The organism is Lentilitoribacter sp. Alg239-R112, assembly GCF_900537175.1.
In the GTDB taxonomy this organism is placed as follows: domain Bacteria; phylum Pseudomonadota; class Alphaproteobacteria; order Rhizobiales; family Rhizobiaceae; genus Lentilitoribacter.
This window is the reverse complement of the sequence record NZ_LS999835.1, coordinates 267,935-290,646: the sequence shown is the minus strand read 5'-3', so window position 1 is coordinate 290,646 and position 22,712 is coordinate 267,935. Positions and strand designations below refer to the sequence as shown.

Below are 22,712 nucleotides of genomic sequence, written 5' to 3'. Positions count from 1 at the left end.
GTTATGCCTCACGCTCAGTATTTTTGGATCTGCTGCCATGATCATTTAGCGATATATCGATTGACCTTGCAACAATCGCTTCAGAAATTTCGTCCGCAGACTTTAAGGTTCTAATAATCGTTGGTGTAACAAGCGCACGCCAGCTGCGATCTAACCCTCTTGCCTTTTGCGCCTCTTTCACTTCTTCAAAAATCTTCCGCACCATCGGAATAAACCGAAAACACAGTGATAAAGCTAAACTGATGGACTCAGAGTTTTTTTCAGACAAAAATCGACCTAAGAAACCCTCAATCCCGGAAATCAGGTCACTAGTTTTTGTTGTCAATGTGAGAAGCGAGGCGGCCATAATCATGGTGATAAAGCGCAAAACTACAAAACTGGCAAATAGCCAGTCAACTAAATAAACCTGCACCGCAAAGATAAACAAAAGAACCCATAGAGCAGGCTTAATTACAGCAACTATGTTTTGGTGAGATATCTTGGCGATGATATAAAGCCCACCAATAAGAAGGCTGGCAAGCGCAAGTGAAATCCAATTTTCCCATACAAACAAAAGAGTACAACTACAAATAAGCAAAAGAACCTTTGTCATGGGTTTGGCAGTGTGAACAATACTGTTACCAGAACTATATGTGCTTATCAGCATCTGTCGACCTTTGAGGCGTGTTTATATGCGGCAAGGATAGAAACAGCTTCACCGTCACCTTTAACTTGCCCCTTATCAATCCATATCAAACGATCCATATCGCTCATCAGATCAAGGTCATGGCTCACAATAATAAGCTTTTGACTGAGCTTTTCCATAAAGTCCATGAGAATGGAACGGTTACGCAGGTCAAGTAATGTGGTTGGCTCGTCGAGAACGATATATTCTGGCTCCATAACCAGTACACCAATCAGCGCAATGAGTTGTTTTTCACCGCCACTTAATTCATGTGTTCGGCGCTCAATTAAATTAGATACATTAAACTTATCGAGGTAAAAACCGATGCGATCTTTGATCTCCACTTTGGAAAGTCCTGATTTCTTAAGGCCAAATTCGAGATCCTCCCCAACCAGAGGAAATACAATTTGGTTGTCTGGATTTTGAAACACAAATCCCACTTTGGGTTGGTGTGTTTGCCCATTAGTTAATTTATGGCCTATTTGTATCGTGCCCGAGGATGCTTTTTCTAATCCGTTCAGTAATTTTGCAAACGTGCTCTTGCCAGAACCATTGCTGCCAATAATTCCAACTCGATTTTCATCAAAAGTTGCCGAGACATTATCGAGTATAACATTGTTATTCTTGATAACTGTCACGTCACAAATACTGATCACGTGACTATTTCCTATGTCAAAGATGTGAGCGCATCACATGCACTCACATATAAATGTATGGGTGATTACGCAGGCTTCATGATCGGGTAGGACTTGGCAACAGTTACGATAACCCATGAAGCGATTGCTGTTTTGATAATATCACCGGGTACGAACGACATTGAGCCGATAAACGCTTTTGAAAGCGGTATTTTTGCTGCAAATGCGACCCAAGGAATACCAATTAAGTACAGCAATACAATTCCGCCTGTAAAACAGGCTACAAATGCGCTGAAATAGTTAAGTTTATTCCAGAACTTATCTATCATCATACCGATACAATATGCGGCAAAGATCCAGCCAATTAGAAACCCGCCACTTGGCCCAAAAAATACGGCAAAACCACCGCGCCCGCCTGAAAGTAGTGGCAATCCGACCGCGACCAATACTAAGAAAAGCACCATCGACAGCGCCCCTCTTTTAGCACCTAGCACACCTCCCGCAAGCATTACGCCAAGAGTTTGAGCGGTAATCGGCACTGAAATAACAGGCAGAGTTAGTGGAGGGAAAACACCCAATACAGCAGTAATTGCAGCAAATAGAGCAATGAGAACAATATCTCGAGTTGATATAGCGGACATGTGTATTAAGTTCCTTTTGTACAATTATATATTTAGCTCTTATCGAAGACGCATGTCCCGGAAAACCAGATGTCATCCGAGAAATTTAAGCCCATATATGATCGAGTACCGTGTTTATGTCCATATCTTGCTGTTAAATGAACTTTATTGCGATGTAAATTAATGCTCAATGAGTATCTTCAACTAAGAGCTCGAATGATCACTTGTGCTTGAAGTCTGGTTTACGCTTTTCAGAAAATGCGGCCATGCCTTCTTTCTGGTCTTCGGTCGCAAAGAGCGGATAGAAAACACGTTGTTCATAACGCAAGCCCTCTTCCAAAGTTGTCTCAAAGACACGTTCAACCGCCTCTTTTGCCACATAAACTGATGGCTTTGAATAAGACGCTATTTTTTTTGCGACCTTCTTAGTTTCTTCCAACAAATCAGCGATGGGGAAAACCCGAGCAACGAGCCCTGTACGTTCTGCCTCTTCGGCATCCATCATACGTCCAGTTAAAACCATATCCATTGCTTTTGCCTTGCCGATAGCACGCGTTAATCTCTGTGACCCCCCCATACCAGGTATGACACCAAGCTTAATCTCAGGTTGCCCAAATTGGGCGGTATCAGAAGCAAAAATCATGTCACACATCATGGCAAGCTCGCACCCGCCACCCAAGGCATAACCTGATACAGCACCAATAACGGGTAGACGGCTTCTTAATGACTTAACATCACCAAAATGATCGGTCATATACATATCGATATAAGATTTATCCGCCATCTCTTTAATATCGGCACCTGCGGCAAATGCCTTGTCTGAACCTGTCAGAACAATACAACCAATATCAGGGTCGTTATTTAACATATCAATATGCTCACGAAGTGTCGAAAGGACTTCACTATTCAGGGCGTTGAGCGCCTCAGGGCGGTTAAGCGTCAGAACTGCAACACGATCTATTTTCTCCAGAAGAACAGTATTATTCATAAATATAGCTTTCTTTGCGGTATTAAATTTAATCCAATTTGGAAAGGAGGTTAATCACAGCTGAGAAGTCTTTATCACCGTGATCAAGCTCACTCATCTGATTGTAAATATCGGTTGCATGTTTTCCTAAAGGTGTTGATGCTCCCGCATCACGTGCTGCCTCCATGGCGAGGCCTAAATCTTTTAACATAAGTGATGCTGCAAATCCGGGTTCATAATTGTTATCTGCGGGACTTTTTGGACCAACATCTGGTACCGGACAATAGGTATTAACTGACCAACAGCTACCAGATGAGGTTGAAATAACATCAAATAGTTTTCCCCGATCAAGACCAAGTTTCTCCGCCAATGCAAAAGCTTCACCGGCGCCAATCATTGAAATCCCAAGAAGCATGTTGTTGCAAATTTTTGCCCCTTGACCAGAGCCACCATCACCGCAATGAACAGCCTTCTGACCCATTATATCAAGTGCATTACTTGCCTTTGCAAATGCTTCATCGGAACCACCAACCATAAAGGTCAGGGTTCCTGCTGTTGCGCCGCCCACACCACCAGACACAGGTGCATCTAGACATAATTTATTCGATTTTTCAGCCATTTCATGTATCTCACGTGCCGAAGACACATCAATTGTTGAACAATCTATCAGTAAGCTTCCATTCACCATTTCAGGCAAAATCTCTTGAACAACAGATTTTGCAATAGCTCCATTCGGCAACATCGAAACAACGATTTCAGCATCTTTAGTAACAGCAATCATCTCATTAGCAATCGACAAACCAGCATCTTGGGCAGCTTCTTTTGCGACCGAACTAAGATCAAATCCCGTAACGGCATGCCCTGCTTTCACCAAATTAATAGCCATAGGCAGGCCCATATTTCCAAGCCCAATAAATCCGATATTCGCCATCTACATCTCTCCAAAATCTATCGAACGCTTCCGCTCATTTATTTTCGAATATGAATAGCCTTTGGGTCTCGTTCATTCAAGACATCAAAATACATGAAATGACTTGTATGGCCTATTTCGCCTGCGCGAGCAGAATACGAAACGCAAATAACGAAAAGACAGTGGCAAAACAATAGTCAAGCAACCGCATAGCCTTTGGATTATTGCTTAACCAATCTGCGACTTTGTCGGCAAGATAAACAACACCGAATACAACCGGCGACGAAACCACAACAAACAACACGCCTAAGAATAACAATTTTTCAGTAAACACGGGATCTTGCGCGTCCACAAATTGAGGCAAAAACGTCATAAAAAAAATAATGATTTTAGGGTTGAGAATATTCACACTTAGCCCGCTTAACCAATGATCAAATCTGCTTCGATCGCTCTTATTCCTCTTTTCTACTGAAAAACTTGAGGAGCCTCGCATCGCTTGAATTGCCAACCATAGAAGGTAGCCCGCACCTAATATCTTTAAAACCCAGAAAGCCGTTGGCGATGCCAAAACCAACGCTGAAAGCCCAAAAGCAACCAATGATGTATGAACAAATATTCCGCTAATGGCACCGGCTACAACGAAATAACCGGCACGCCGTCCATCGCTCAAAGCACGGGAAATCATCAGCGTCATATCTGGTCCTGGCGTAACGGCCAGAACAAATGCTGCTGTACAAAATGCAACCAGGGTCCAAAAATCGGGAATAAAACTCATATGTGCTCATATCGATATCTGCATGAGTGGTCAATTGGGGGTCGCAATCGGACAATATTTCTTGTATAGCACCGCTGATTTTATGTTTTCTTGGCGTAAAGCCGGATACAAATGGGCTCTCCCAGCCCCCAAACTGCAAGGTTTAATGAGATGACATCCTACAAAGACGTAAAAAAGGTCGTATTGGCCTATTCCGGTGGACTAGACACATCGATTATTTTGAAATGGATCCAAAAAGAATTGGGTGCTGAGGTCGTAACATTCACCGCTGATCTCGGCCAAGGTGACGAGCTTGAGCCTGCGCGCAAAAAAGCCGAACTCATGGGCCTAAGCGATAAAGACATCTATATTGAAGATCTTCGTGAAGAATTCATCTCAAACTATGTATTCCCGATGTTCCGTGCAAATGCGGTTTATGAAGGTGTATATCTTCTGGGTACATCTATTGCACGACCACTTATCTCAAAACGATTGGTCGAAATCGCCGAGGAAACAGGCGCGGATGCCATTGCACATGGTGCAACAGGTAAAGGCAATGATCAGGTTCGTTTCGAGCTTTCCGCCTATGCACTTAATCCAGACATTAAAATCATTGCACCTTGGCGCGATTGGACAATTAAATCTCGCACAGAGCTCATTGAATTTGCTGAGCAGCACCAAATTTCAATTCCAAAAGATAAACGTGGCGAATCACCTTTCTCAGTTGATGCAAATATGTTGCACTCATCCTCCGAGGGTAAAGTTTTAGAAGACCCTAATGAAGAGGCACCAGAATACGTGTTCCAACGTAGCGTTTCTCCAGAAGAGGCGCCGGATAAGCCAACAATCATTGAAATTGAATTTAGTAAAGGCGATGCTGTTGCACTCAATGGCGAGAAAATGTCAGCAGCCGTACTTTTCCAAAAATTAAATGATCTTGGTAGAGATAACGGAATTGGCCGGCTTGATCTGGTTGAGAACCGTTTTGTCGGTATGAAATCTCGTGGCATTTACGAAACACCAGGCGGTACAATTTTGCTATCAGCACACCGGGCCATGGAATCAATCACACTTGATCGCGGCGCGGCACACCTTAAAGACGAATTAATGCCACGCTATGCCGAACTTATTTATAACGGTTTCTGGTTCTCACCGGAGCGCGAGATGCTACAAGCAGCTATCGACCATTCTCAAAGAGATGTTGAGGGCGTTGTTCGCCTCAAACTTTATAAGGGTAATGTAATTGTTGTTGGTCGTGATTCCAGTAAGTCGCTTTACAGCGACGAGCTCGTGACCTTTGAAGACGATCATGGTGCCTATGATCAAAAAGACGCAGCTGGCTTCATCAAGCTCAACGCTTTGCGCCTAAGAACACTTGCAGCGAGAAATCGCTCAAAATAGTTTGATCACAAACTTCTGAGTGTGAGAATATATATTAGGTCTTTCAAATTCTTTTGAGAGGCCTATATCTAGATTCCAGTATAATCAATTTACAGGAATCACACCTTGTCTGAATCCCATACAGCTTCTGAACTAAAATCAATTTCTTCTCTCACCGAATGGGATGGCCCATTTGGTCTTCCTGATTTTTCAAAATTAGCTGAGGCGGATTTTAGAAAGGCGTTTGAAATCACACTCAAGCGTGACAAAGAACTAACCTTGGCAATCGCCCATAATCCCGATGAACCAACCTTTGAAAATACCATCATCGCGTTCGAAGTAATGGAATCTGGCCTCGGCAAAGTCGCCAGTCTGTTTTTCTCCAAAGCAGGCAATGATACAGATGATAACATCAAAGAAATCGAACGTGAAATAGCACCAGTTCTGGCTGCGCACGGATCAGAAATGTCAATGATTCCGGAAGCGTTTGCCCGCGTTGACGCACTTTATCAGAAACGAGATCAACTTAATCTCTCCGGTGAAGAGCAAGAAGTCCTCGAACGCTACTGGCGCGGCTACGTTAAGAATGGCGCGAAGCTGGAAGGCGATGATAAGAAGCGATTTGCAGACATCGGCTCCGAACTGGCAACACTGTACACAAATTTTGGCCAGAACGTCTTGGCAGACAGCAATGATTGGACATTGTTGCTCACAACCGATGAAGACATTGCGGGCCTACCCGATTTCCTTCTCGATACATTGGCGGCGCAAGCTAAAGAGCGTGGCCATGATGAGGGCTATCTTTTAACTCTATCTCGTCCGATCTTGGCACCATTTATGCAATCGTCAACACGTCGTGATCTGCGCGAACAGGCCTACGAGGCCGCAAAGAGCCGCGGTGCTCGCGGTGGTGATACCGATAATGTTGAAAACATCAAACAAATCCTGAAATTACGCCAGGAAAAAGCGCAGCTACTCGGCTATAAAGATTTCACAGAAGTTCGCTTGGAAAACACCATGGCCAAGTCTGCTGAAAATGTAACAAAGCTTCTTAAGGATGTCTGGCCACGTGCGCTTACACGAGCAAAGGAAGAAGAAGCCGAACTTATGGCACTTGCACAAAGCATGGGTCATAACGATAAAATTGAACCATGGGATTGGCGCTTCTTTTCTGATAAATTACGCGAACAAAAGTTCGCATTTTCGGAAGCAGAAATTAAGCCCTACTTTCAGTTAGATCAGATCATCAATGCGAGTTTTGATGTCGCAAATCGCCTGTTTGGACTTAACTTTAAACAACGAGATGACATCACACCTCATCACCCTGATGCAAAAGTCTTTGAAGTTTTAGGTCGTAATGGGGAAATACAAGCAATCTTCATTGCCGATTATTTCGCAAGACCATCAAAACGTTCCGGCGCTTGGATGAGTGCATATCAAAGCCAGCACAAACTCAAAACGCATGATGGTAAGGATGGCGAACTGCCATTTATCTACAATATCATGAATTTTGCAAAACCTGCTGAGGGCGAGCCTGCACTTTTATCATCTGATGACGCGCGAACGCTCTTCCATGAATTTGGCCATGCACTACATGGTATTCTATCTAATGTCACCTACCCATCAGTATCAGGAACCTCCGTTGCTCGCGATTTTGTTGAATTACCGTCTCAACTTTATGAGCACTGGCTAACAGTTCCTGAAATTTTGGAAAAACACGCTACGCACTATAAAACGGGCAAAGCTATCCCAGCTGAGTTAGTTGAAAAACTGATTAAATCTCAAACATTCAACAATGGCTGCGAAACACTCGGCTATTGTGCAAGTTCCTTCATCGACATTGCACTTCATACAGCAGATAATGTTGAAGACCCAATGCAGTTCCAAGAAGACATGCTCAAAGAGCTTGGCATGCCAGATGCAATTTCCATGTACCACCGCATCCCGCATTTTCTCCACGTTTTTTCAAGCGAAGGATATGCCGCAGGTTATTATTCATACATGTGGTCTGAGGTTCTTGACGCCGATGCATTTGCTGCATTTGAAGAAACGGATAATCCATTTGACCCCAAACTTGCGAAACTTTTGCATGACCATATTTATTCAAAGGGTGGTTCTGAAAAACCTGAAATACTTTATGAAAAGTTCCGCGGGCGCATGCCAACAGCTGATGCAATGATTGAAAAACGTGGTTTAGAATCGGCATAATTGGAGAGAACAAGATGCAGCAACGTAGATTGGGCCCAAATGGCCCTATGGTCGGTGCGGTTGGCTTAGGATGCATGTCCTTTGCTGGCTTCTATGGCGCTTGCGATATCAAAACAGCCCATGACACACTCGCAAAAGCGCATGAATTGGGCATGACGCACCTCGATACCGCTAAAATCTACGGAGACGGTGTTTCAGAAGATATAATCGGGAAATTCCTTAAAGAAAATCCGGAGCTAAAATACACCATTGCGACCAAAGGCGGTATAAATACAACACCGCCTCGTGCCTTTGATAATTCCCCTGAATATCTATCAGATTGCCTGGAAGGTTCTTTGAAGCGTCTAGGGGTAGATTATGTCGACCTTTATTATATTCATCGCCGAGATCAAACCCGCCCCATCGAAGATGTGATGGAGACGCTGGTCAAATTTATTGATCAGGGGAAAATTGGAGCTATCGGGTTTTCCGAAATTTCACCATCATCGCTAGAACGGGCTAGCGCAATCTATCCCGTGGCAGCTGTTCAAAGCGAATACTCGATTTGGACACGTATGCCAGAACTGGGTGTTATTCAGGCTTGTAAGCGACTAGGCACAACATTTGTCCCCTTCTCACCTTTAGGGCGGGGAATTTTGACCGATGATGGTGCAAATATGAAAGCTGAGAGTTTTAGTAAAACCGACTTCCGGCACCCAAATCCACGCTTTATAGAACCAAACCTTGCCGCCAATCAGGCAAAAATTAGTACATACAGATCTTACGCGAAAGACAAAGGTGTTAGCTCCGCAGGCCTTACGATTGCATGGATCCTTGCGCAAAATGATATCTCAATACCAATTCCTGGCACAAGAACAGTCAATCACCTTGAACAATGCGCGGAAGGTGCTGATATCAATCTCTCGCAAACTGAGTTAGACGAAATTGAAGCCATTTTGCCTGTTGGGTTTGCTCACGGATACCGCTATTCTGAACCGCAACGGGTAGGTCCAGAGGATTATTGCTGATTAACCTCTGCGCACTCAATTGAGATTAAACCTTTTGTTTTTGTCAAAAACCGTGTAACGAGCGCGCATCGGCTTGTTAAGTTATAAACTTTTCGGCCCTTTTTTCGATGTAAAGCCAATTCCTCCCTAGAAGGCGAAACTACTATGACTATGCGCAATATTGCGATCATTGCCCACGTTGATCATGGCAAAACAACACTTGTCGATGAACTTATGAAACAATCATCAACCTTCGATGCTCACCAAGCAACCGAAGAACGTATGATGGATTCCAATGATTTAGAAAAAGAACGCGGGATTACTATTCTTGCCAAAGCAACATCCGTTGAATGGGAAGGTATCCGAATTAACATCGTCGATACTCCCGGACACGCTGATTTCGGCGGTGAGGTTGAGCGTATTCTCAACATGGTGGATGGTGCCATTGTCTTGGTTGATGCAGCCGAAGGCCCAATGCCGCAAACCAAGTTTGTGGTTGGTAAAGCGCTTAAAGTTGGTCTAAAACCGATCGTCGCGATTAATAAGGTTGACCGTTCTGACGCGCGTGCAGAAGAAGTTGTCGACGAAGTATTTGACCTATTTGCAAGTCTTGACGCAACGGACGAGCAACTGGATTTCCCAATTTTGTACGGTTCAGGCCGTTCAGGATGGATGAATACAGAGCTTGATGGTGATCAGTCAGAAGGTCTACAGCCAATGTTCAAGCTCGTTACTGAGCATGTTAAAGAACCAGAGGTTGAAGAAGGTCCGTTCTCTATGATCGGCACAATTCTGGAAGCAAATAACTTCCTTGGCCGAATTATCACTGGACGCATTAATTCTGGCTCGATCAAACCAAACCAGAGTGTTAAAGTTCTAAATGCTGATGGTAAAACTCTTGAAAATGGTCGAATTTCTAAAATTCTTGCCTTCCGAGGTATGGAACGCGTTGCGCTGGATGAAGCTCATGCGGGTGATATTGTAGCAATTGCAGGTCTTTCAAAAGGTACTGTCGCTGATACATTCTGCGATCCATCAATTAACACGCCGATGATTGCGCAACCAATTGATCCGCCAACGGTTACAATGTCATTCATTGTCAATGATTCACCATTGGCAGGCACAGAAGGTGATAAAGTCACATCTCGTGTTATTCGTGATCGTCTCTTTAAAGAAGCCGAAGGTAACGTTGCGCTGAAAATTGAAGAAGCTGATGACAAAGATAGCTTCTACGTATCAGGTCGCGGCGAGCTTCAACTTGCAGTTCTGATTGAAACCATGCGCCGTGAGGGATTTGAAATCGCCGTTTCCCGTCCACGTGTTGTAATGAAGGAAGAAGATGGCGTAAAGCTAGAGCCCGTTGAAGAAGTTGTCATCGATGTAGATGAGGAATATTCAGGCGTTGTTGTTCAGAAAATGGCCGAACGCAAAGGCGATATGATTGAACTTCGTCCATCTGGCGGTACACGCCAACGCTTGGTATTCCAAGCACCGACCCGCGGCTTGATCGGGTATCAATCTGAACTTATGACTGATACGCGCGGTACGGCCATTATGAACCGCCTGTTCCATGGTTATGAACCATATAAAGGCCCCATTGGTGGACGCAATAACGGTGTTCTTATCTCGCAAGAACAAGGTGAATCTGTTGCCTATGCGATGTTTAACCTTGAAGATCGCGGTCCATTCATCATAGGGGCTGGCGAAAAAGTTTATGCAGGTATGATTGTTGGTATTCATAACCGTCCGAATGATTTGGAAGTCAACATTCTGAAGGGCAAAAAGCTAACAAACATGCGCGCATCAGGTAAAGATGATGCGGTGAAACTAACAACACCAATTAAAATGACGCTTGAAAAAGCTCTCTCTTGGATTCAAGATGATGAGTTAATGGAAGTTACGCCTTCAAATATTCGACTACGTAAGATCCACTTGGATCCACATGAGCGCAAACGCTTCGAAAAATCACGTGCAAGCTAAAAAATAACAAATTTAGCCCATCTACAAAAAGAACTGTGGGTGGGCTTTATTATATAAAAATTCCTACTTTTCTAATGAGCGAAAATCTCTTTAACTGAGACCATGGATGCTCTTACGATAGATATCAGACCTGCCGAGATAGAAGATTGCGTGGATGTTTCAGATGTTCATAAGCAAGCTTGGACCTATACTTATAATGGTCTGCTTCCCCATATAACTTTGCGCCAGATGTTTGAACGCAGAAATGTATCATGGTGGAAACGCGCCATAACCGGCTCAGCAAATGTCATGGTTGTGGATGTTGGTGGAGAGGTTGCTGGCTATACGACGTTTGGTGTTAATCGCGTCAGAAATCTTTCTCAAGAGGGTGAGATATATGAATTATACCTTCGCCCGGAATTTATGGGCATCGGGTTAGGTCGTAAATTATTTACAGAATCTCGCAGATATTTAAATTCACTTGATCATCGTGGTTGCGTGGTCTGGTGTTTGCAAGACAATCAGAGTGCAGTAAACTTCTACGAAGCACTTGGCGGTCAACAAATTGCTATTGGTCATGAAGTATTTGACGAAAAAGAATTTGGCAAAGTTGCCTATGCCTGGTCATAGGGTAACCTGCCCTCTATCTCAGACGATTTAATTTTTTCCTACTTTCAGACTTTACAAATCCTTGCTGCAACGCAATAAGGTGCTGTAATATTTCTACAATAATTCCGGAGTTCCCTTCTATGAGAGTAGACGCAATTAAAATTGGCAATAATCCGCCAGAAGATGTCAACGTGATCATTGAGGTTCCAGTTGGCGGCCATCCAATTAAATATGAGCTTGATAAGGATTCAGGCACATTGGTCGTAGATCGCTTTCTCTACACACCTATGACATACCCAGGTAACTACGGATTTGTCCCACATACATTGTCTGACGATGGTGACCCTATTGATGTTCTTGTTTGTAACACACGTCCATTGGTTCCAGGTTGCGTCATAAATGTACGCCCAATTGGTGTTCTCGTTATGGAAGATAATTCTGGCGAGGATGAAAAAATTATTGCCGTCCCGGCGCCAACGGTTACACAGCGTTATGCGCATGTGCATGATGTAAAAGATTTACCTGACATAACCGTCAAACAAATTCAGCATTTCTTTGAGCACTACAAAGATCTTGAACCTGGAAAATGGGTTAAGATTGGTGATTGGAAGGGTGCAGAGGCAGCAAGAGAGCTAATTGTGGCAGCTATCGAACGCGCAAAGAAATAGTAATCAAATATCTCGAGATTCGATTTTCTGCTCTATCAAACTGGCAGGCATATTAATCTGAATACATTTAAAGCGGCTCTTTGAGCCGCTTTTTAGTTTGACGCCAGATCTTGCAATAGACAATATTTTTGCAAGAAGTACTGTAACAGCTTTGTTAGCTTTACCATTTTCAGGCACAGCTCGCACACTTATCTGTAAATAATTCTTACCATCCGCATGTTCATAAATACCGTTGATGCCATCATGTTGAGCATTGGGTGTTAGGCGCAAAAACAAATACGAACTATCATCGCCCCGGCCTTGTACCCAACTCATTAGATAAATAATGGTGCAACTGTTGTTTGCAGAAAAATACGAATGAAATAAATGCCAAACAACAAAACGATTGGAGAAATATCAAGTCCACCCAAATTCGGCATTATATTCCGTATAGGCCGCAGCACAGGCTCCGTCAGCTTATGCAGGAACTCACCAATCATACCCACAAACTGATTGCCAGAATTAATGACGTTAAACGCATAAAGCCAAGAAAATATTACACTACCGATAATGATATAGGTATAAAATCCAAGAATAGCGTCAAGTGTAGCAAATACAGCTATCATTTAAATATCTCCATAGTCGATTTCATCAATATATCTAACCAACGTCAGAATATTCGAAATCAATTTAATTCTTTTTGATATGTAGTGTCTTGCATCAAATGCGGCAAGAGGTTTTACGTTGAATGGTTTACATCAGCCTGAATTACCCGAAACTTTACCCTCAGAACCCTGTTCATCAAGCCAGTGACTAATCTTGTCATTTAATATTTCTGGTGAGATTGGCTTTGTCATATAATCATCCATGCCGGCTTCTAGACAGTTTTCTCGATCGCTTTTTTGGGCATGCGCTGTGACAGCAATAATTGGCGTTCGCTCTAGACCCAGTTTCTGCTCAATCTTACGAATTTCTACACTTGCCTCATGACCACTCATATTTGGCATCGAGACATCCATCACAACAACTTTGGGTCGTTCTTCTTGCCATGCTTTTACTGCTTCAAGGCCGTCACTAACAATCATAAAGTCTCTTTCAAACTGTTTAAGCGCCTCAGTAAATACAATTTGATTAACAGCATTATCTTCCGCAACAAGTACTGTTAACTGAGAAGATTTTCTCGCCAGCTGCTCCACACCCTCTTCTTGTTGTATAGCCTCAGGTAGCTTGTCATTAGATGCCGGTTTGATTGATTGTCTCGTACTAACTTTTCGTTTGTTATCAACAATTGACTGAACTGTGCTGACCTGCTCGCGGCTCTCTCTAACCATTTTCTTTTTCAGAATTGAGTTTAATGTTGACTGAAGAATATTGTTACGCGCAGGTTTAGTGAGGAACCCTTCCACCTCCATATCTCCCAAGTCCGCAAGTTCATCAGCTTGATCCACGGATGATAAGATCAGAATTGGTGTTTTCGCTATAGCTGGATTGGCACGAATGGCACGAATAACATCTGCTCCGTTCATGTCAGGCATATGGAAGTCTAAAATTACTATATCAACAGGAGAGCTAAATTCCTGTGCTGAATGCTCGAGAAATTTAAGACCAATTGCACCAGCTTCCACGGCAACACAATCATGGCCCCATCCCTGACAATATTCAGTCAAGATAGCTCGATTAATGCTGTTGTCATCGATTATAAGGATACGTGAGTGGGCAACTTTTGCTAAAGGTTGATCTGAAACATTCTTTGCATCTTGGTCAATCGGCAAGGCAATTGAGAAACTGAATGTAGACCCCACATTTAATTCACTCGTAACTCTGATATTCCCTCCCATTAGCGCTATAAGCCGCGCAGATATGGCAAGTCCCAAACCTGTACCCTCGTGCTTACGAGACTTTGAACCATCAACTTGACTAAACTTTTCAAACACCGAACCGATTTGATCTTCTGGAATGCCCATACCAGTATCCGAGATTTCAAAACCTATCCGAATATGGTCGTCTTTATCTTCTGAATGTAATGGCTGTATTGTTGCTTTTAGAAAGACATGCCCTTCTTCTGTAAATTTGACTGCATTACCAACAAGGTTGGTTAAAACCTGCCTTAATCTTCCCTGATCTCCCATCACTGATTGAGGAATTGTTTGATCTACCTTCACCAATAATTCGATGTTTTTTTCCGCTGCTTTTCCACTCATTAAAGATGTAATGTCTTCTATGGACTCAGACAGATTAAAAGGTGCTTCCACCAGTGATAGCTGTGCGGCTTCAATTTTGGAAAAATCAAGAATATCATTAATGATCGCAAGAAGTGCATTACCGGATTTGATGATCACATCAGAAAAGGTCTTCTGGCGTGTATCTAATTCTGTACGAGACAGCAGCTCCGCCATTCCCAGCACACCATTCATAGGCGTTCTTATTTCATGGCTCATGGTGGCTAGAAATTCCGATTTTGCCTTATCAGCTGCCTGGGCCTCCTTTAACGCCTTATTAGCAACATTTGTCTTTTCGACCAGTTTGGAAAAGAGCCGTCTTAATGTGATATCAATTGGCAAAAAGACAAAGAAACCCAGAATTACAAGAGCGGTCAATATGACCAGAAAGAAATCACTCTGCTCATTTGATTGTTTTTCGACAAAATCTGATAGGTAGCGCTTCAAAAAATCTTGAGCACGAACAATATGAGATTGTATGAAGCTTTCATATTCATCGATAAATTTATTTGCTGCAACATACATATGCACTTCTGATTTTGCTCGTTTTAGCAGGATATTTTCCGCAACTTCTTCATATTTAAAAAATGGCTTGGCGCTCGCATTAATAATATTTCTGTCGATAAGTTCTTGTCTAAACTCTTTGGGAGCTTGCCACCAAAGGGCATCAAGGTCCAAAGTTTGGTGATAAAGTTTATCCATAATTCGGATTGCAGTGGTCTTTGCAATTCGAATTTTCATTTCGGGTTCTGCTGTTTTATAAAAGGCAATCCGCTCCTTAAACGTCATACCCTTTATGCGTTCATCAACAGCATTTGATGAATAAGTTCTGATCGTCACATATGAAAGTTTAGCTGCGCGGGTGAATCCATTACTCACAGCACTTAGTTTATTGGAGAGCTCTACAGTATTTTTTATACGATTTTCATTCTCACGTTGCTCAAGATAGAGCATTGCACACATGACAACCATTACAGACAAAGCAACAATATAGCCTGCGCGCATACCCATCATCATGCGACGTGCTTGCTTTAAGCTATTATCTTTTAGACCCATATCACTCACCAACTATGCCTGATGGCAAAGCTTAAAATGTTATGGTTAACTAATCATTATCTTTATTCCTGAGAGATTAGAATCAGCATATTAGGTTTTCAACCCAAAGTCGCTCGCTCCTCATCATTTTCAGGAATTTCATCTAAGAGGCGAGGTTTTTGGAAAAGCTTGACGGACTTTCGCTTCATGAAGAAAACCAAAACAGCTCCTGCGAGAATACCACCTACATGTGCACCCCAGGATACCTGACCATCAAAATCCGTTATTAGCATGTAAAACTGAAACAGAATCCATAATCCAATCATAATGTAGCTTGGCAACGGTAGTGGAATTCGACCAAATGCCAACGTCCAAATCCTAACACGAGGGTGTAGCAACAAATAAGCAGATGCCATTCCTGCGGCAGCACCAGAGGCTCCAATCAGCGGAGCATCGGACTCTGGTTGTAAAAGTCCATGAAAATAAGCCCCGGCAGCGGCACAGACACAATAGAAAATAACAAAGCGAACGTGCCCCATCGCATCTTCAACATTATCGCTAAAAACCCAAAGAAAAACCATATTGCCTGCAAGGTGGATAAAACCTCCATGTACAAAGGCATAGCTGACATAGTTTAGCCATTCAGGAAAAAGGAGCAATTCTGGAGAAAGTTCGGTTAAACCACTGGCGATGGAAGGAATGAAACCAAAACCAAGAACAACTGAAGCGCTAAAGCTGCTTTCCTCACCAAACCCTGCCATAAGCAACCAAAGCAGAACATTTAAAATAATTATTGCTAAGGTCACCCACTGAAAGCGAATGTGATTCAGCTTGTTATCATCATATAAAGGTATAAACATATAACTGCCCGAGGTTTGAACACCAACCCTAACGCACACTCATCATTTATTGAAGTGCCTTATTTTAAGTAAAATGCTCAGCGGTTTTTGCCAGGTATCCAAAGCACATCATCAGCCCCCTTATTATTGCACCATCGAGCTGCAACAAATAGGAAATCTGACAATCTGTTTAAGTATTTGATGGCCAGCGGATTAACCTCCTCATTGGCTTGTTCTGCCAAATGTGTAGCAACACGCTCTGCACGACGAGCAATCGTTCTTGCCTGATGCAAGTTTGCAGCAGCGCGCGATCCGCCTGGCAATACAAACGACTTTAATGGAGAAAGCTCTGCATTTAGTTCGTCAATATATCCTTCAAGCTTGGAAACTTGCGTATCGACAACTCGCAAAGGTTCAAACTCCATGTCAGAATCACTTTGAGGATTAGCCAAGTCAGCACCCAGATCAAAGCAATCATTCTGGATAAGGTTTAACATATTGTCGACATGAGGATCAGCAACATCCAGCCTGGCAGCACCTATAAAAGCATTCAGCTCATCAACGGTGCCATAGGCTTCAACACGTAAATCATGCTTTACACGTCGTTCACCACTAACCAGAGCCGTCGTGCCATCATCGCCCGTCTTCGTATAAATCTTATTCAGCGTTACCATGGATTAGCGCCCTCCGCCGGTTAGCCAAAGCGTTGCTACAATCAAAACCACAGCGATTGCTTGCAAAAGAATGCGCATACGCATGAGCTTATTAGACAGATTTCCATCGCCGGCACGCACCATATTAATGAGGCCACGTACCAAGACCACGGCAACCGCGATCATAAAAATAATTGCCAGACCATAAGTGATTGTAGCCATGTCCATTTCAATATCCTATCTTAATGTTCTTACGCAGTAATGCGGTAGTTCGATCAATTACGCATAGCAAGAAAATTGCATAAGCCGAATGTGCTGCAAAGACGCACCGAATAACAATATATTAACGCTAAAGTTCAACTTTTAACGATTAACTTAAAATACCGGCAAGCAGATTACATTATTTACCCTCCTGATCGATCAAAAAATGATAAACTAACGCATGGGGGCCGACCATAAGGGCGGTTATATGTTATTTGATCTTAATACCGGAGCTGGTTTCTCAGCACTTTCCTTGACATTAATTCTCAGTTTCTTCCTAGCCTATAGCATCGATACAATCATGGGTCGGCAAGGTTTTGGCATTTGGGGAAACATGATTATCATCAATATTCAGTTTCAAGTCGGCCTTTGGCTATCCAAGGTAAAGATAGCGCTGCATCTATCAAATGTTGAACATATGATAACTGCATTAGCCTTTACATTTGCAACGATACTAATCCTAGCATATGTAAGGTCGGTTTTTTTGAAAAATTAGCGTTTGGGACGTGGTGCAGGAATAGGAACATTTCTTGATCTCGGCAATTTTGCACTTGCTGCGACAACAGCGCTAAACGGTGCGGAAACAACCCTTGGTTCACGACGCATTGCCTTTATATATGGTGATTTAAGCACCATTTTCCCTTCAACATCGCGCCCATCATAGCGGGCAGCTCGAGCTTCTTTAGTGCAAATCTGATTGCGGATATTGGCTAGTTGGTTGCGAGTTGCGCCGTAGGGCTGAAGTGTTGATAGTTTAGCATTTGTCCGCTTGCCTCTAAATCCGGCCTGCAACAGCTCAGCGGCAAGTTCAGCCCGCGCCTCTTGGCTTTTTGCACCCAAAACTACAGTGATAATGCTTTTACCACCGCGTGTGGCGGAACCAACTAGATTGAAACCAGACGCACAAATGAATCCTGTTTTCATACCATTAGCACCGGCAAAACGACCTAATAGCAGGTTATAATTTGTGTACTTTTTCTTACCCGTTGAAAAACCCTCCAACGAAAAATATGACTGATAACGTGGAAATTCACGGCGCACAGTCACGGCAAGCACGGCTAAATCTCGCGCTGTTGTATACTGAGTTCCACCAGGTAAACCGTTAGGATTAGCAAAGCGCGTGGATATCATACCAATACGTCTGGCTTCCCTATTCATAAGATTAACAAATGCCTGCTCCGAACCACTGATCGTTTCAGCAATCGCAACCGCTACATCATTTGCAGATTTAACCAACAGAAACTTAAGACCGGAATCGAGTGTAAACTGCGTTCCCGGCTTAAAATACATTTTACTCGCCGGCTTAGATGCGGCATATTTGCTCATCGTTACCATTGATTTCATACTTAAACGACCCGATTTTACTGCCTTAAAAGCAAGATAGGCTGTCATGATCTTGGTAATTGACGCAGGATACCACTTCTGAAATGCCTGATCGTGGTTGATAACTCGGCCAGAACCAGCATCAACGGTAATATAAGGTCCAGCAAAGGCTGTACTTTGAAAACTAAAACTGGAAAATATGATCACAGATAAGACCACAGCAAATGCTCGAAGCCACTGCGTGGTAGACAGCCGAGTATAACGATTCATTTTTACCCCATAACCCAGTTTTCAGTTTTGTTTGAGTGATTTTTACACTAAACCATCAATATTGAATCTACGCCCGACACTAATACTTGTGCACCATATTACGCAATAAATAAAATCCATCAAGGATCTCTTATGCCTATACTCAACAGCTTAAACGAACTCCATGTCGAAATTACGGATTGGCGGCGTAAACTCCACCAAAACCCTGAACTTCAATATGATGTGTTTGAAACAGCGAAATTTGTTGAAGAGCAACTAAGATCGTTTGGCGTGGATGAGATCACAACAGGCTTGGGTAAAACAGGCCTTGTTGCGCTTATTAGGGGAAATGGTGGCCCCGGCAAAACCATCGGCCTTCGCGCGGATATGGATGCACTTCCGATTGAAGAAATATCAGGCAAGCCTTGGGCATCCAAAACAAAGGGCAAGATGCATGCTTGCGGGCATGATGGCCATACATCTATGCTTTTAGGAGCGGCCAAACACCTCGCTTCAACACGCAATTTCAAAGGCACCGTCGCTCTAATCTTCCAACCTGCTGAAGAGGGTGGCGCAGGTGCAAAAGCAATGATCGACGATGGCATGCTCGACACATTTGCTATTGATGAAGTTTTTGCAATGCATAATATGCCCGGTATCCCGGTTGGCGAGTTTGCCATTTGCCACGGCGCAATTTGGGCATCCACTGATGAGTTTGAGATAACACTGACGGGGCGCGGTGGTCATGCCGCATATCCACATACTGCAACAGATACAATTGTGGCAGGTGCTAATGTGGTAACGGCCCTGCAAACAGTCGCATCACGAAACACCAACCCGCTTGAAAGTCTGGTTATTTCAGTGACAAAATTTCACGCTGGAACGGCCATGAATGTACTGCCCGAACAGGCTGTTATTTCCGGGACAATACGAACCCTCAAAAACGAGTTACGTGATCTTGCCGAAACGCGCCTTAAAAGCATCGCCAATAATATTGCGGCAAGTTATGACATGGCAGCAGAGGTTCACTACAAACGGAACTACCCAGTGACTGTCAATCACAACACGCAAACAGATTTTGCCGCTGATATTGCAGCCGAAATTGTCGGCGAAAATAAGGTCAACAGAATGGCTGCACCAAACATGGGCGCCGAAGATTTTTCCTACATGCTCGAACAGCGACCAGGCACGTATATTATGATGGGCAACGGCGATACACCCGCACTTCACAACGCAGCATATGACTTTAATGACGAAGCTATACCCTATGGTGTTTCGTACTGGGTTAAACTTGCAGAGCGAGCACTCGCATAAGATTTTAATAACATTTTAATATCAACTTATGCTGGCATAACAGGCATTTTAACGCTTCTCACAGTAGAACTGACATCAGCTCAACTTTTTTGCGACTGTTAAAATTTCCAGCGATTTATCGTCGATTAACTCCGATCCATCGAGCTCGGTTTGTTTGACAACCGCAAAACCAGATTGCTGTAATAAATCTTTCAACTCGTCAGCTGTATAGATTTGTAACATAAAGGTATTTTGGCACTGCTCTCGTCGTCCATCATGCCAATGAATATCATAATGATCCGTCGAGATCATCAAACCTCTTTCATGATCAATCTGTGAGATTTGATGTTGATGAAAACGCGCACTTCCGACTTCTTTTTCCTGAACAACCTCCAGGGATTTTATGGCATCATCGCTCATCGCTTCCAAGTTAAAGATATCAAAGACATAAAACCCACCGGGCTTGAGATTGTTGCGCACATTGCCGATCGTTTTTAAAAAATCATGTTTGGATACATGTCCAATAGCATTGAACATTGTGATGACCGCGTCAAATCGCCCAACTTGAATATCGCGCATATCACCATCGATAAACGAGAGATTTTTGCCCAAAGCTTTTGATTTTTCGCGCGCAATTTTCAAAAGCTCTGGACTGAAATCTGACCCAATCACATCAAAATCATGCTTGGATAAATGAAACACCTGACTGCCGGTTCCGCAGGTCATATCAAGCACTGACTTTACATCATAGGCGGAAAGAGTTTCCAGCAAGCTAGCATTTTTATCTTCTGTATCGGCTTTTATATTATGCGCATCAAACCAATCAGGCATAAGCTGATACTCAAGCGGCAAACCGAAATTTAAATCTGAAATCATCTTGATTACATCGTCAATTGTGTTTTGGGCGATTGTATTGTTTCGAAAATATTATTATGGGGTAACATATTATCCGATTGTGTGCGAATACAATCATCTGGTCCCGTAGCTCAGGGGATAGAGCACAGGATTCCTAATCCTGGTGTCGCAGGTTCGAATCCTGCCGGGATCACCACCCTTATTGTGTTGGAATTACAATATTCAGTTAACGCAGCTGGGGAGAAGTGAACTTACGTGCCAATACGGTGCATGCGCTCAGCTTTGTATATAATTTAGTAGGCGTGCAGAAGAAATTTCGTCCGGAAATCGCCTAGCTTCTGCTTTATAAAACTTCAAAACCTGTTGCCAATCTGACAAACAATAATCTCTGGCTTCGGATATGGTCATTTTTGCTAGTTTACTCTTTTCAATTTTACTTAAATCACATTTGCAGTAAGTACTTCCCAGCGAGACCGCCCATTCAAACAACTTTTTTTCCGAAGAGGTGAAGCGATAGAAAGTCGGATAAATAGTGCTTGCCAAAAAAGTAAATAAATCAGTTTGAATTTTCGACATCTTTCCAGTTGATCCCATGCAACACCCCACGACCACGGCTTCATCCAATGGAAGAAAACTCCTACCCAACAAAATATGAATATAGTCGTGAAGAGTGCCATCTACTGCTCCCGGGAAAATGAGTAAATTTCTGCCAAGAACTGAATATTTTGGATTTTCTAGCAACTGGACTGAAAATGGAAACTCAATATCAAGAGAGGATACTTTTCTGATTTCATGAAATACCTCTCCAATGATGGAGGTATCAGGCCAGTCCAGCACATCAACTTTTTTGTAGCTCAAATTTTTCGTAATCCTCTGAAATACGTAACAATCGGTCATATTCCATTCGGTATTTTGCAACAGACTGCCGATCAACAAAAACATCACCCCCAGCCACGCGAGAATCTTGCGCTATTCTCCCCACTGATACCTTCCTATCACCAAAAATTATGAAGTCGTGAGGAAGCTCACGTGCATCATGAAATCTATCGTCATCCAATAATATGATTGACACACTTAGTAGCCGTTCTTTTGTGGAAGAACTTGGAAGAAAGGCCGAGTTCATCAAATGGTTTTGAACCAGATCACTTTTAAATGTCGCGCTTGATTCAAATATATAAATACGATGAATGTTTGCCTTTCTATCAGCTGCACGATAGTGCGCCTCCATTGAAGCAATAAAGTTCTTGTTGCTTAGTTGTTTCTCAGCATCCTTCGCGGTGCCCTGAACGGGACACATTGAACGCAAAGTATCTCCTTTCTGCAACAAACGAATTGATCTTATATCGTCGTCATAAACTTCGCTTATATTCGACAGCGAGTATCTTCCTTCACAAAGTTCATTCAGCTCTATCATTATATTGTCGTATCGTTCGCGGAAAATCTCATCCTTTGTGCTAGAGAAATTACTTGATGCTCTTATCAATGTTATGAGTGAAGATAACCACGAATGAAATTCAGATTTCAGCTCAAAAATAAGAACACCCAAAGCCGCCAACAACAAAACAATTTCAATCAATACAGAAAGCACCACCGCCTTATATATGTCTTGAAGTTCAATTGCGGAAAATACTCCAGCCCCAAGTGAA

Annotated in this window: 24 protein-coding genes and 1 tRNA gene; 9 read left to right on the top strand and 16 right to left on the bottom strand. The window is 42.9% G+C overall.

Annotated elements, in window-relative coordinates; all coding sequences use genetic code 11:
- Position 1: 1 nt before the first annotated feature.
- The 6 genes from G3W54_RS18240 to G3W54_RS18215 all read right to left on the bottom strand — a co-directional run bounded on the left by G3W54_RS18240 (position 2) and on the right by G3W54_RS18215 (position 4,571).
- Positions 2–646, bottom strand: coding sequence for an energy-coupling factor transporter transmembrane component T (locus G3W54_RS18240; protein WP_210253527.1), 645 nt, complete (start codon positions 644–646; stop codon positions 2–4).
- Positions 640–1,320, bottom strand: coding sequence for an ABC transporter ATP-binding protein (locus tag G3W54_RS18235; protein WP_162654721.1), 681 nt, complete (start codon positions 1,318–1,320; stop codon positions 640–642). The genes G3W54_RS18240 and G3W54_RS18235 overlap by 7 nt, the downstream gene beginning before the upstream one ends.
- Positions 1,321–1,385: 65 nt before the next feature.
- The gene (locus tag G3W54_RS18230; RefSeq protein ID WP_162654903.1) at positions 1,386–1,931 is read right to left on the bottom strand and encodes a biotin transporter BioY; all 546 of its coding nucleotides are present in this window, start codon (positions 1,929–1,931) and stop codon (positions 1,386–1,388) included.
- A gap of 208 nt (positions 1,932–2,139) precedes the next feature.
- On the bottom strand, positions 2,140–2,907 hold the full coding sequence (locus G3W54_RS18225) for an enoyl-CoA hydratase (RefSeq protein ID WP_162654720.1): 768 nt from the start codon (positions 2,905–2,907) through the stop codon (positions 2,140–2,142).
- Positions 2,908–2,935: 28 nt separating this feature from the next.
- Complete coding sequence (gene mmsB, locus G3W54_RS18220) at positions 2,936–3,817, bottom strand: 3-hydroxyisobutyrate dehydrogenase (protein WP_162654719.1); 882 nt, start codon at positions 3,815–3,817, stop codon at positions 2,936–2,938.
- 112 nt (positions 3,818–3,929) lie between these two features.
- Positions 3,930–4,571, bottom strand: coding sequence for a LysE family translocator (locus tag G3W54_RS18215; protein WP_162654718.1), 642 nt, complete (start codon positions 4,569–4,571; stop codon positions 3,930–3,932).
- A gap of 150 nt (positions 4,572–4,721) precedes the next feature.
- On the opposite strand from G3W54_RS18215, the gene G3W54_RS18210 reads away from it, so the two are divergent.
- The 6 genes from G3W54_RS18210 (at position 4,722) to ppa (ending at position 12,360) form a co-directional block, all read left to right on the top strand.
- Positions 4,722–5,951 (top strand): argininosuccinate synthase, encoded by a 1,230-nt coding sequence (locus G3W54_RS18210; RefSeq protein WP_162654717.1) that lies wholly within the window; start codon positions 4,722–4,724, stop codon positions 5,949–5,951.
- 105 nt (positions 5,952–6,056) lie between these two features.
- Positions 6,057–8,138: a M3 family metallopeptidase gene (locus G3W54_RS18205; protein ID WP_162654716.1), complete on the top strand. Its 2,082-nt coding sequence runs from the start codon at positions 6,057–6,059 to the stop codon at positions 8,136–8,138.
- A 14-nt stretch (positions 8,139–8,152) separates the two neighbouring features.
- Positions 8,153–9,145, top strand: a complete 993-nt coding sequence (locus tag G3W54_RS18200) for an aldo/keto reductase (RefSeq protein ID WP_162654715.1) — start codon at positions 8,153–8,155, stop codon at positions 9,143–9,145.
- 144 nt (positions 9,146–9,289) lie between these two features.
- Positions 9,290–11,104, top strand: coding sequence for a translational GTPase TypA (typA, locus tag G3W54_RS18195; RefSeq protein ID WP_162654714.1), 1,815 nt, complete (start codon positions 9,290–9,292; stop codon positions 11,102–11,104).
- A 102-nt stretch (positions 11,105–11,206) separates the two neighbouring features.
- Positions 11,207–11,713, top strand: a complete 507-nt coding sequence (locus G3W54_RS18190) for a GNAT family N-acetyltransferase (protein ID WP_162654713.1) — start codon at positions 11,207–11,209, stop codon at positions 11,711–11,713.
- A gap of 119 nt (positions 11,714–11,832) precedes the next feature.
- Complete coding sequence (gene ppa, locus G3W54_RS18185) at positions 11,833–12,360, top strand: inorganic diphosphatase (protein WP_162654712.1); 528 nt, start codon at positions 11,833–11,835, stop codon at positions 12,358–12,360.
- A gap of 3 nt (positions 12,361–12,363) precedes the next feature.
- Here ppa and G3W54_RS18180 read toward each other — a convergent pair whose 3' ends face one another.
- The 6 genes from G3W54_RS18180 to G3W54_RS18155 all read right to left on the bottom strand — a co-directional run bounded on the left by G3W54_RS18180 (position 12,364) and on the right by G3W54_RS18155 (position 17,307).
- The gene (locus G3W54_RS18180) at positions 12,364–12,675 is read right to left on the bottom strand and encodes a DUF167 family protein (RefSeq protein ID WP_162654711.1); all 312 of its coding nucleotides are present in this window, start codon (positions 12,673–12,675) and stop codon (positions 12,364–12,366) included.
- Positions 12,675–12,965: a YggT family protein gene (locus G3W54_RS18175; protein ID WP_162654710.1), complete on the bottom strand. Its 291-nt coding sequence runs from the start codon at positions 12,963–12,965 to the stop codon at positions 12,675–12,677. The genes G3W54_RS18180 and G3W54_RS18175 overlap by 1 nt, the downstream gene beginning before the upstream one ends.
- Positions 12,966–13,097: 132 nt before the next feature.
- Positions 13,098–15,614, bottom strand: coding sequence for a response regulator (locus G3W54_RS18170; protein WP_162654709.1), 2,517 nt, complete (start codon positions 15,612–15,614; stop codon positions 13,098–13,100).
- A 98-nt stretch (positions 15,615–15,712) separates the two neighbouring features.
- Positions 15,713–16,453 carry a rhomboid family intramembrane serine protease gene (locus tag G3W54_RS18165; protein ID WP_162654708.1) on the bottom strand — a complete coding sequence of 247 codons (741 nt, stop codon included), beginning with the start codon at positions 16,451–16,453 and terminating at the stop codon, positions 15,713–15,715.
- 77 nt (positions 16,454–16,530) lie between these two features.
- A complete protein-coding gene (locus tag G3W54_RS18160; RefSeq protein ID WP_162654707.1) occupies positions 16,531–17,106 on the bottom strand; it encodes a cob(I)yrinic acid a,c-diamide adenosyltransferase in 576 nt (191 codons plus the stop codon).
- Between the two features lie 3 nt (positions 17,107–17,109).
- A complete protein-coding gene (locus G3W54_RS18155; RefSeq protein WP_162654902.1) occupies positions 17,110–17,307 on the bottom strand; it encodes a twin transmembrane helix small protein in 198 nt (65 codons plus the stop codon).
- 247 nt (positions 17,308–17,554) lie between these two features.
- On the opposite strand from G3W54_RS18155, the gene G3W54_RS18150 reads away from it, so the two are divergent.
- Positions 17,555–17,842 carry a hypothetical protein gene (locus G3W54_RS18150; protein ID WP_162654706.1) on the top strand — a complete coding sequence of 96 codons (288 nt, stop codon included), beginning with the start codon at positions 17,555–17,557 and terminating at the stop codon, positions 17,840–17,842.
- On the opposite strand, the gene G3W54_RS18145 is transcribed toward G3W54_RS18150, so the two are convergent.
- Complete coding sequence (locus tag G3W54_RS18145; protein WP_162654705.1) at positions 17,839–18,939, bottom strand: D-alanyl-D-alanine carboxypeptidase family protein; 1,101 nt, start codon at positions 18,937–18,939, stop codon at positions 17,839–17,841. The two genes, G3W54_RS18150 and G3W54_RS18145, sit on opposite strands and share 4 nt — an antisense overlap.
- 132 nt (positions 18,940–19,071) lie before the next feature.
- On the opposite strand from G3W54_RS18145, the gene G3W54_RS18140 reads away from it, so the two are divergent.
- Positions 19,072–20,232, top strand: a complete 1,161-nt coding sequence (locus tag G3W54_RS18140; RefSeq protein WP_162654704.1) for a M20 aminoacylase family protein — start codon at positions 19,072–19,074, stop codon at positions 20,230–20,232.
- Positions 20,233–20,307: 75 nt separating this feature from the next.
- Here the strand turns inward: G3W54_RS18140 and G3W54_RS18135 are convergent, their stop codons facing one another.
- Positions 20,308–21,087: a class I SAM-dependent methyltransferase gene (locus G3W54_RS18135; RefSeq protein ID WP_162654703.1), complete on the bottom strand. Its 780-nt coding sequence runs from the start codon at positions 21,085–21,087 to the stop codon at positions 20,308–20,310.
- A gap of 99 nt (positions 21,088–21,186) precedes the next feature.
- On the opposite strand from G3W54_RS18135, the gene G3W54_RS18130 reads away from it, so the two are divergent.
- A tRNA-Arg gene (locus tag G3W54_RS18130) sits at positions 21,187–21,262 on the top strand.
- A gap of 80 nt (positions 21,263–21,342) precedes the next feature.
- On the opposite strand, the gene G3W54_RS18125 is transcribed toward G3W54_RS18130, so the two are convergent.
- Positions 21,343–21,924, bottom strand: a complete 582-nt coding sequence (locus tag G3W54_RS18125) for a hypothetical protein (RefSeq protein WP_162654702.1) — start codon at positions 21,922–21,924, stop codon at positions 21,343–21,345.
- A complete protein-coding gene (locus G3W54_RS18120) occupies positions 21,905–22,642 on the bottom strand; it encodes a DUF6879 family protein (protein WP_162654701.1) in 738 nt (245 codons plus the stop codon). Before G3W54_RS18120 ends, G3W54_RS18125 begins: the two co-directional genes overlap by 20 nt.
- Between the last annotated feature and the right edge of the window lie 70 nt (positions 22,643–22,712).

Bases quoted from the DNA above. Each gene is read 5' to 3' on its own strand.
- G3W54_RS18240 (WP_210253527.1), bottom strand. From the start codon at position 646: ATGCTGATAAGCACATATAGTTCTGGTAACAGTATTGTTCACACTGCC.
- G3W54_RS18225 (WP_162654720.1), bottom strand. From the start codon at position 2,907: ATGAATAATACTGTTCTTCTGGAGAAAATAGATCGTGTTGCAGTTCTG.
- mmsB (WP_162654719.1), bottom strand. From the start codon at position 3,817: ATGGCGAATATCGGATTTATTGGGCTTGGAAATATGGGCCTGCCTATG.
- G3W54_RS18215 (WP_162654718.1), bottom strand. From the start codon at position 4,571: ATGAGTTTTATTCCCGATTTTTGGACCCTGGTTGCATTTTGTACAGCA.
- G3W54_RS18210 (WP_162654717.1), top strand. From the start codon at position 4,722: ATGACATCCTACAAAGACGTAAAAAAGGTCGTATTGGCCTATTCCGGT.
- G3W54_RS18200 (WP_162654715.1), top strand. From the start codon at position 8,153: ATGCAGCAACGTAGATTGGGCCCAAATGGCCCTATGGTCGGTGCGGTT.
- typA (WP_162654714.1), top strand. From the start codon at position 9,290: ATGACTATGCGCAATATTGCGATCATTGCCCACGTTGATCATGGCAAA.
- G3W54_RS18190 (WP_162654713.1), top strand. From the start codon at position 11,207: ATGGATGCTCTTACGATAGATATCAGACCTGCCGAGATAGAAGATTGC.
- ppa (WP_162654712.1), top strand. From the start codon at position 11,833: ATGAGAGTAGACGCAATTAAAATTGGCAATAATCCGCCAGAAGATGTC.
- G3W54_RS18180 (WP_162654711.1), bottom strand. From the start codon at position 12,675: ATGAGTTGGGTACAAGGCCGGGGCGATGATAGTTCGTATTTGTTTTTG.
- G3W54_RS18175 (WP_162654710.1), bottom strand. From the start codon at position 12,965: ATGATAGCTGTATTTGCTACACTTGACGCTATTCTTGGATTTTATACC.
- G3W54_RS18170 (WP_162654709.1), bottom strand. From the start codon at position 15,614: ATGGGTCTAAAAGATAATAGCTTAAAGCAAGCACGTCGCATGATGATG.
- G3W54_RS18165 (WP_162654708.1), bottom strand. From the start codon at position 16,453: ATGTTTATACCTTTATATGATGATAACAAGCTGAATCACATTCGCTTT.
- G3W54_RS18160 (WP_162654707.1), bottom strand. From the start codon at position 17,106: ATGGTAACGCTGAATAAGATTTATACGAAGACGGGCGATGATGGCACG.
- G3W54_RS18155 (WP_162654902.1), bottom strand. From the start codon at position 17,307: ATGGCTACAATCACTTATGGTCTGGCAATTATTTTTATGATCGCGGTT.
- G3W54_RS18150 (WP_162654706.1), top strand. From the start codon at position 17,555: ATGTTATTTGATCTTAATACCGGAGCTGGTTTCTCAGCACTTTCCTTG.
- G3W54_RS18145 (WP_162654705.1), bottom strand. From the start codon at position 18,939: ATGAATCGTTATACTCGGCTGTCTACCACGCAGTGGCTTCGAGCATTT.
- G3W54_RS18140 (WP_162654704.1), top strand. From the start codon at position 19,072: ATGCCTATACTCAACAGCTTAAACGAACTCCATGTCGAAATTACGGAT.
- G3W54_RS18135 (WP_162654703.1), bottom strand. From the start codon at position 21,087: ATGATTTCAGATTTAAATTTCGGTTTGCCGCTTGAGTATCAGCTTATG.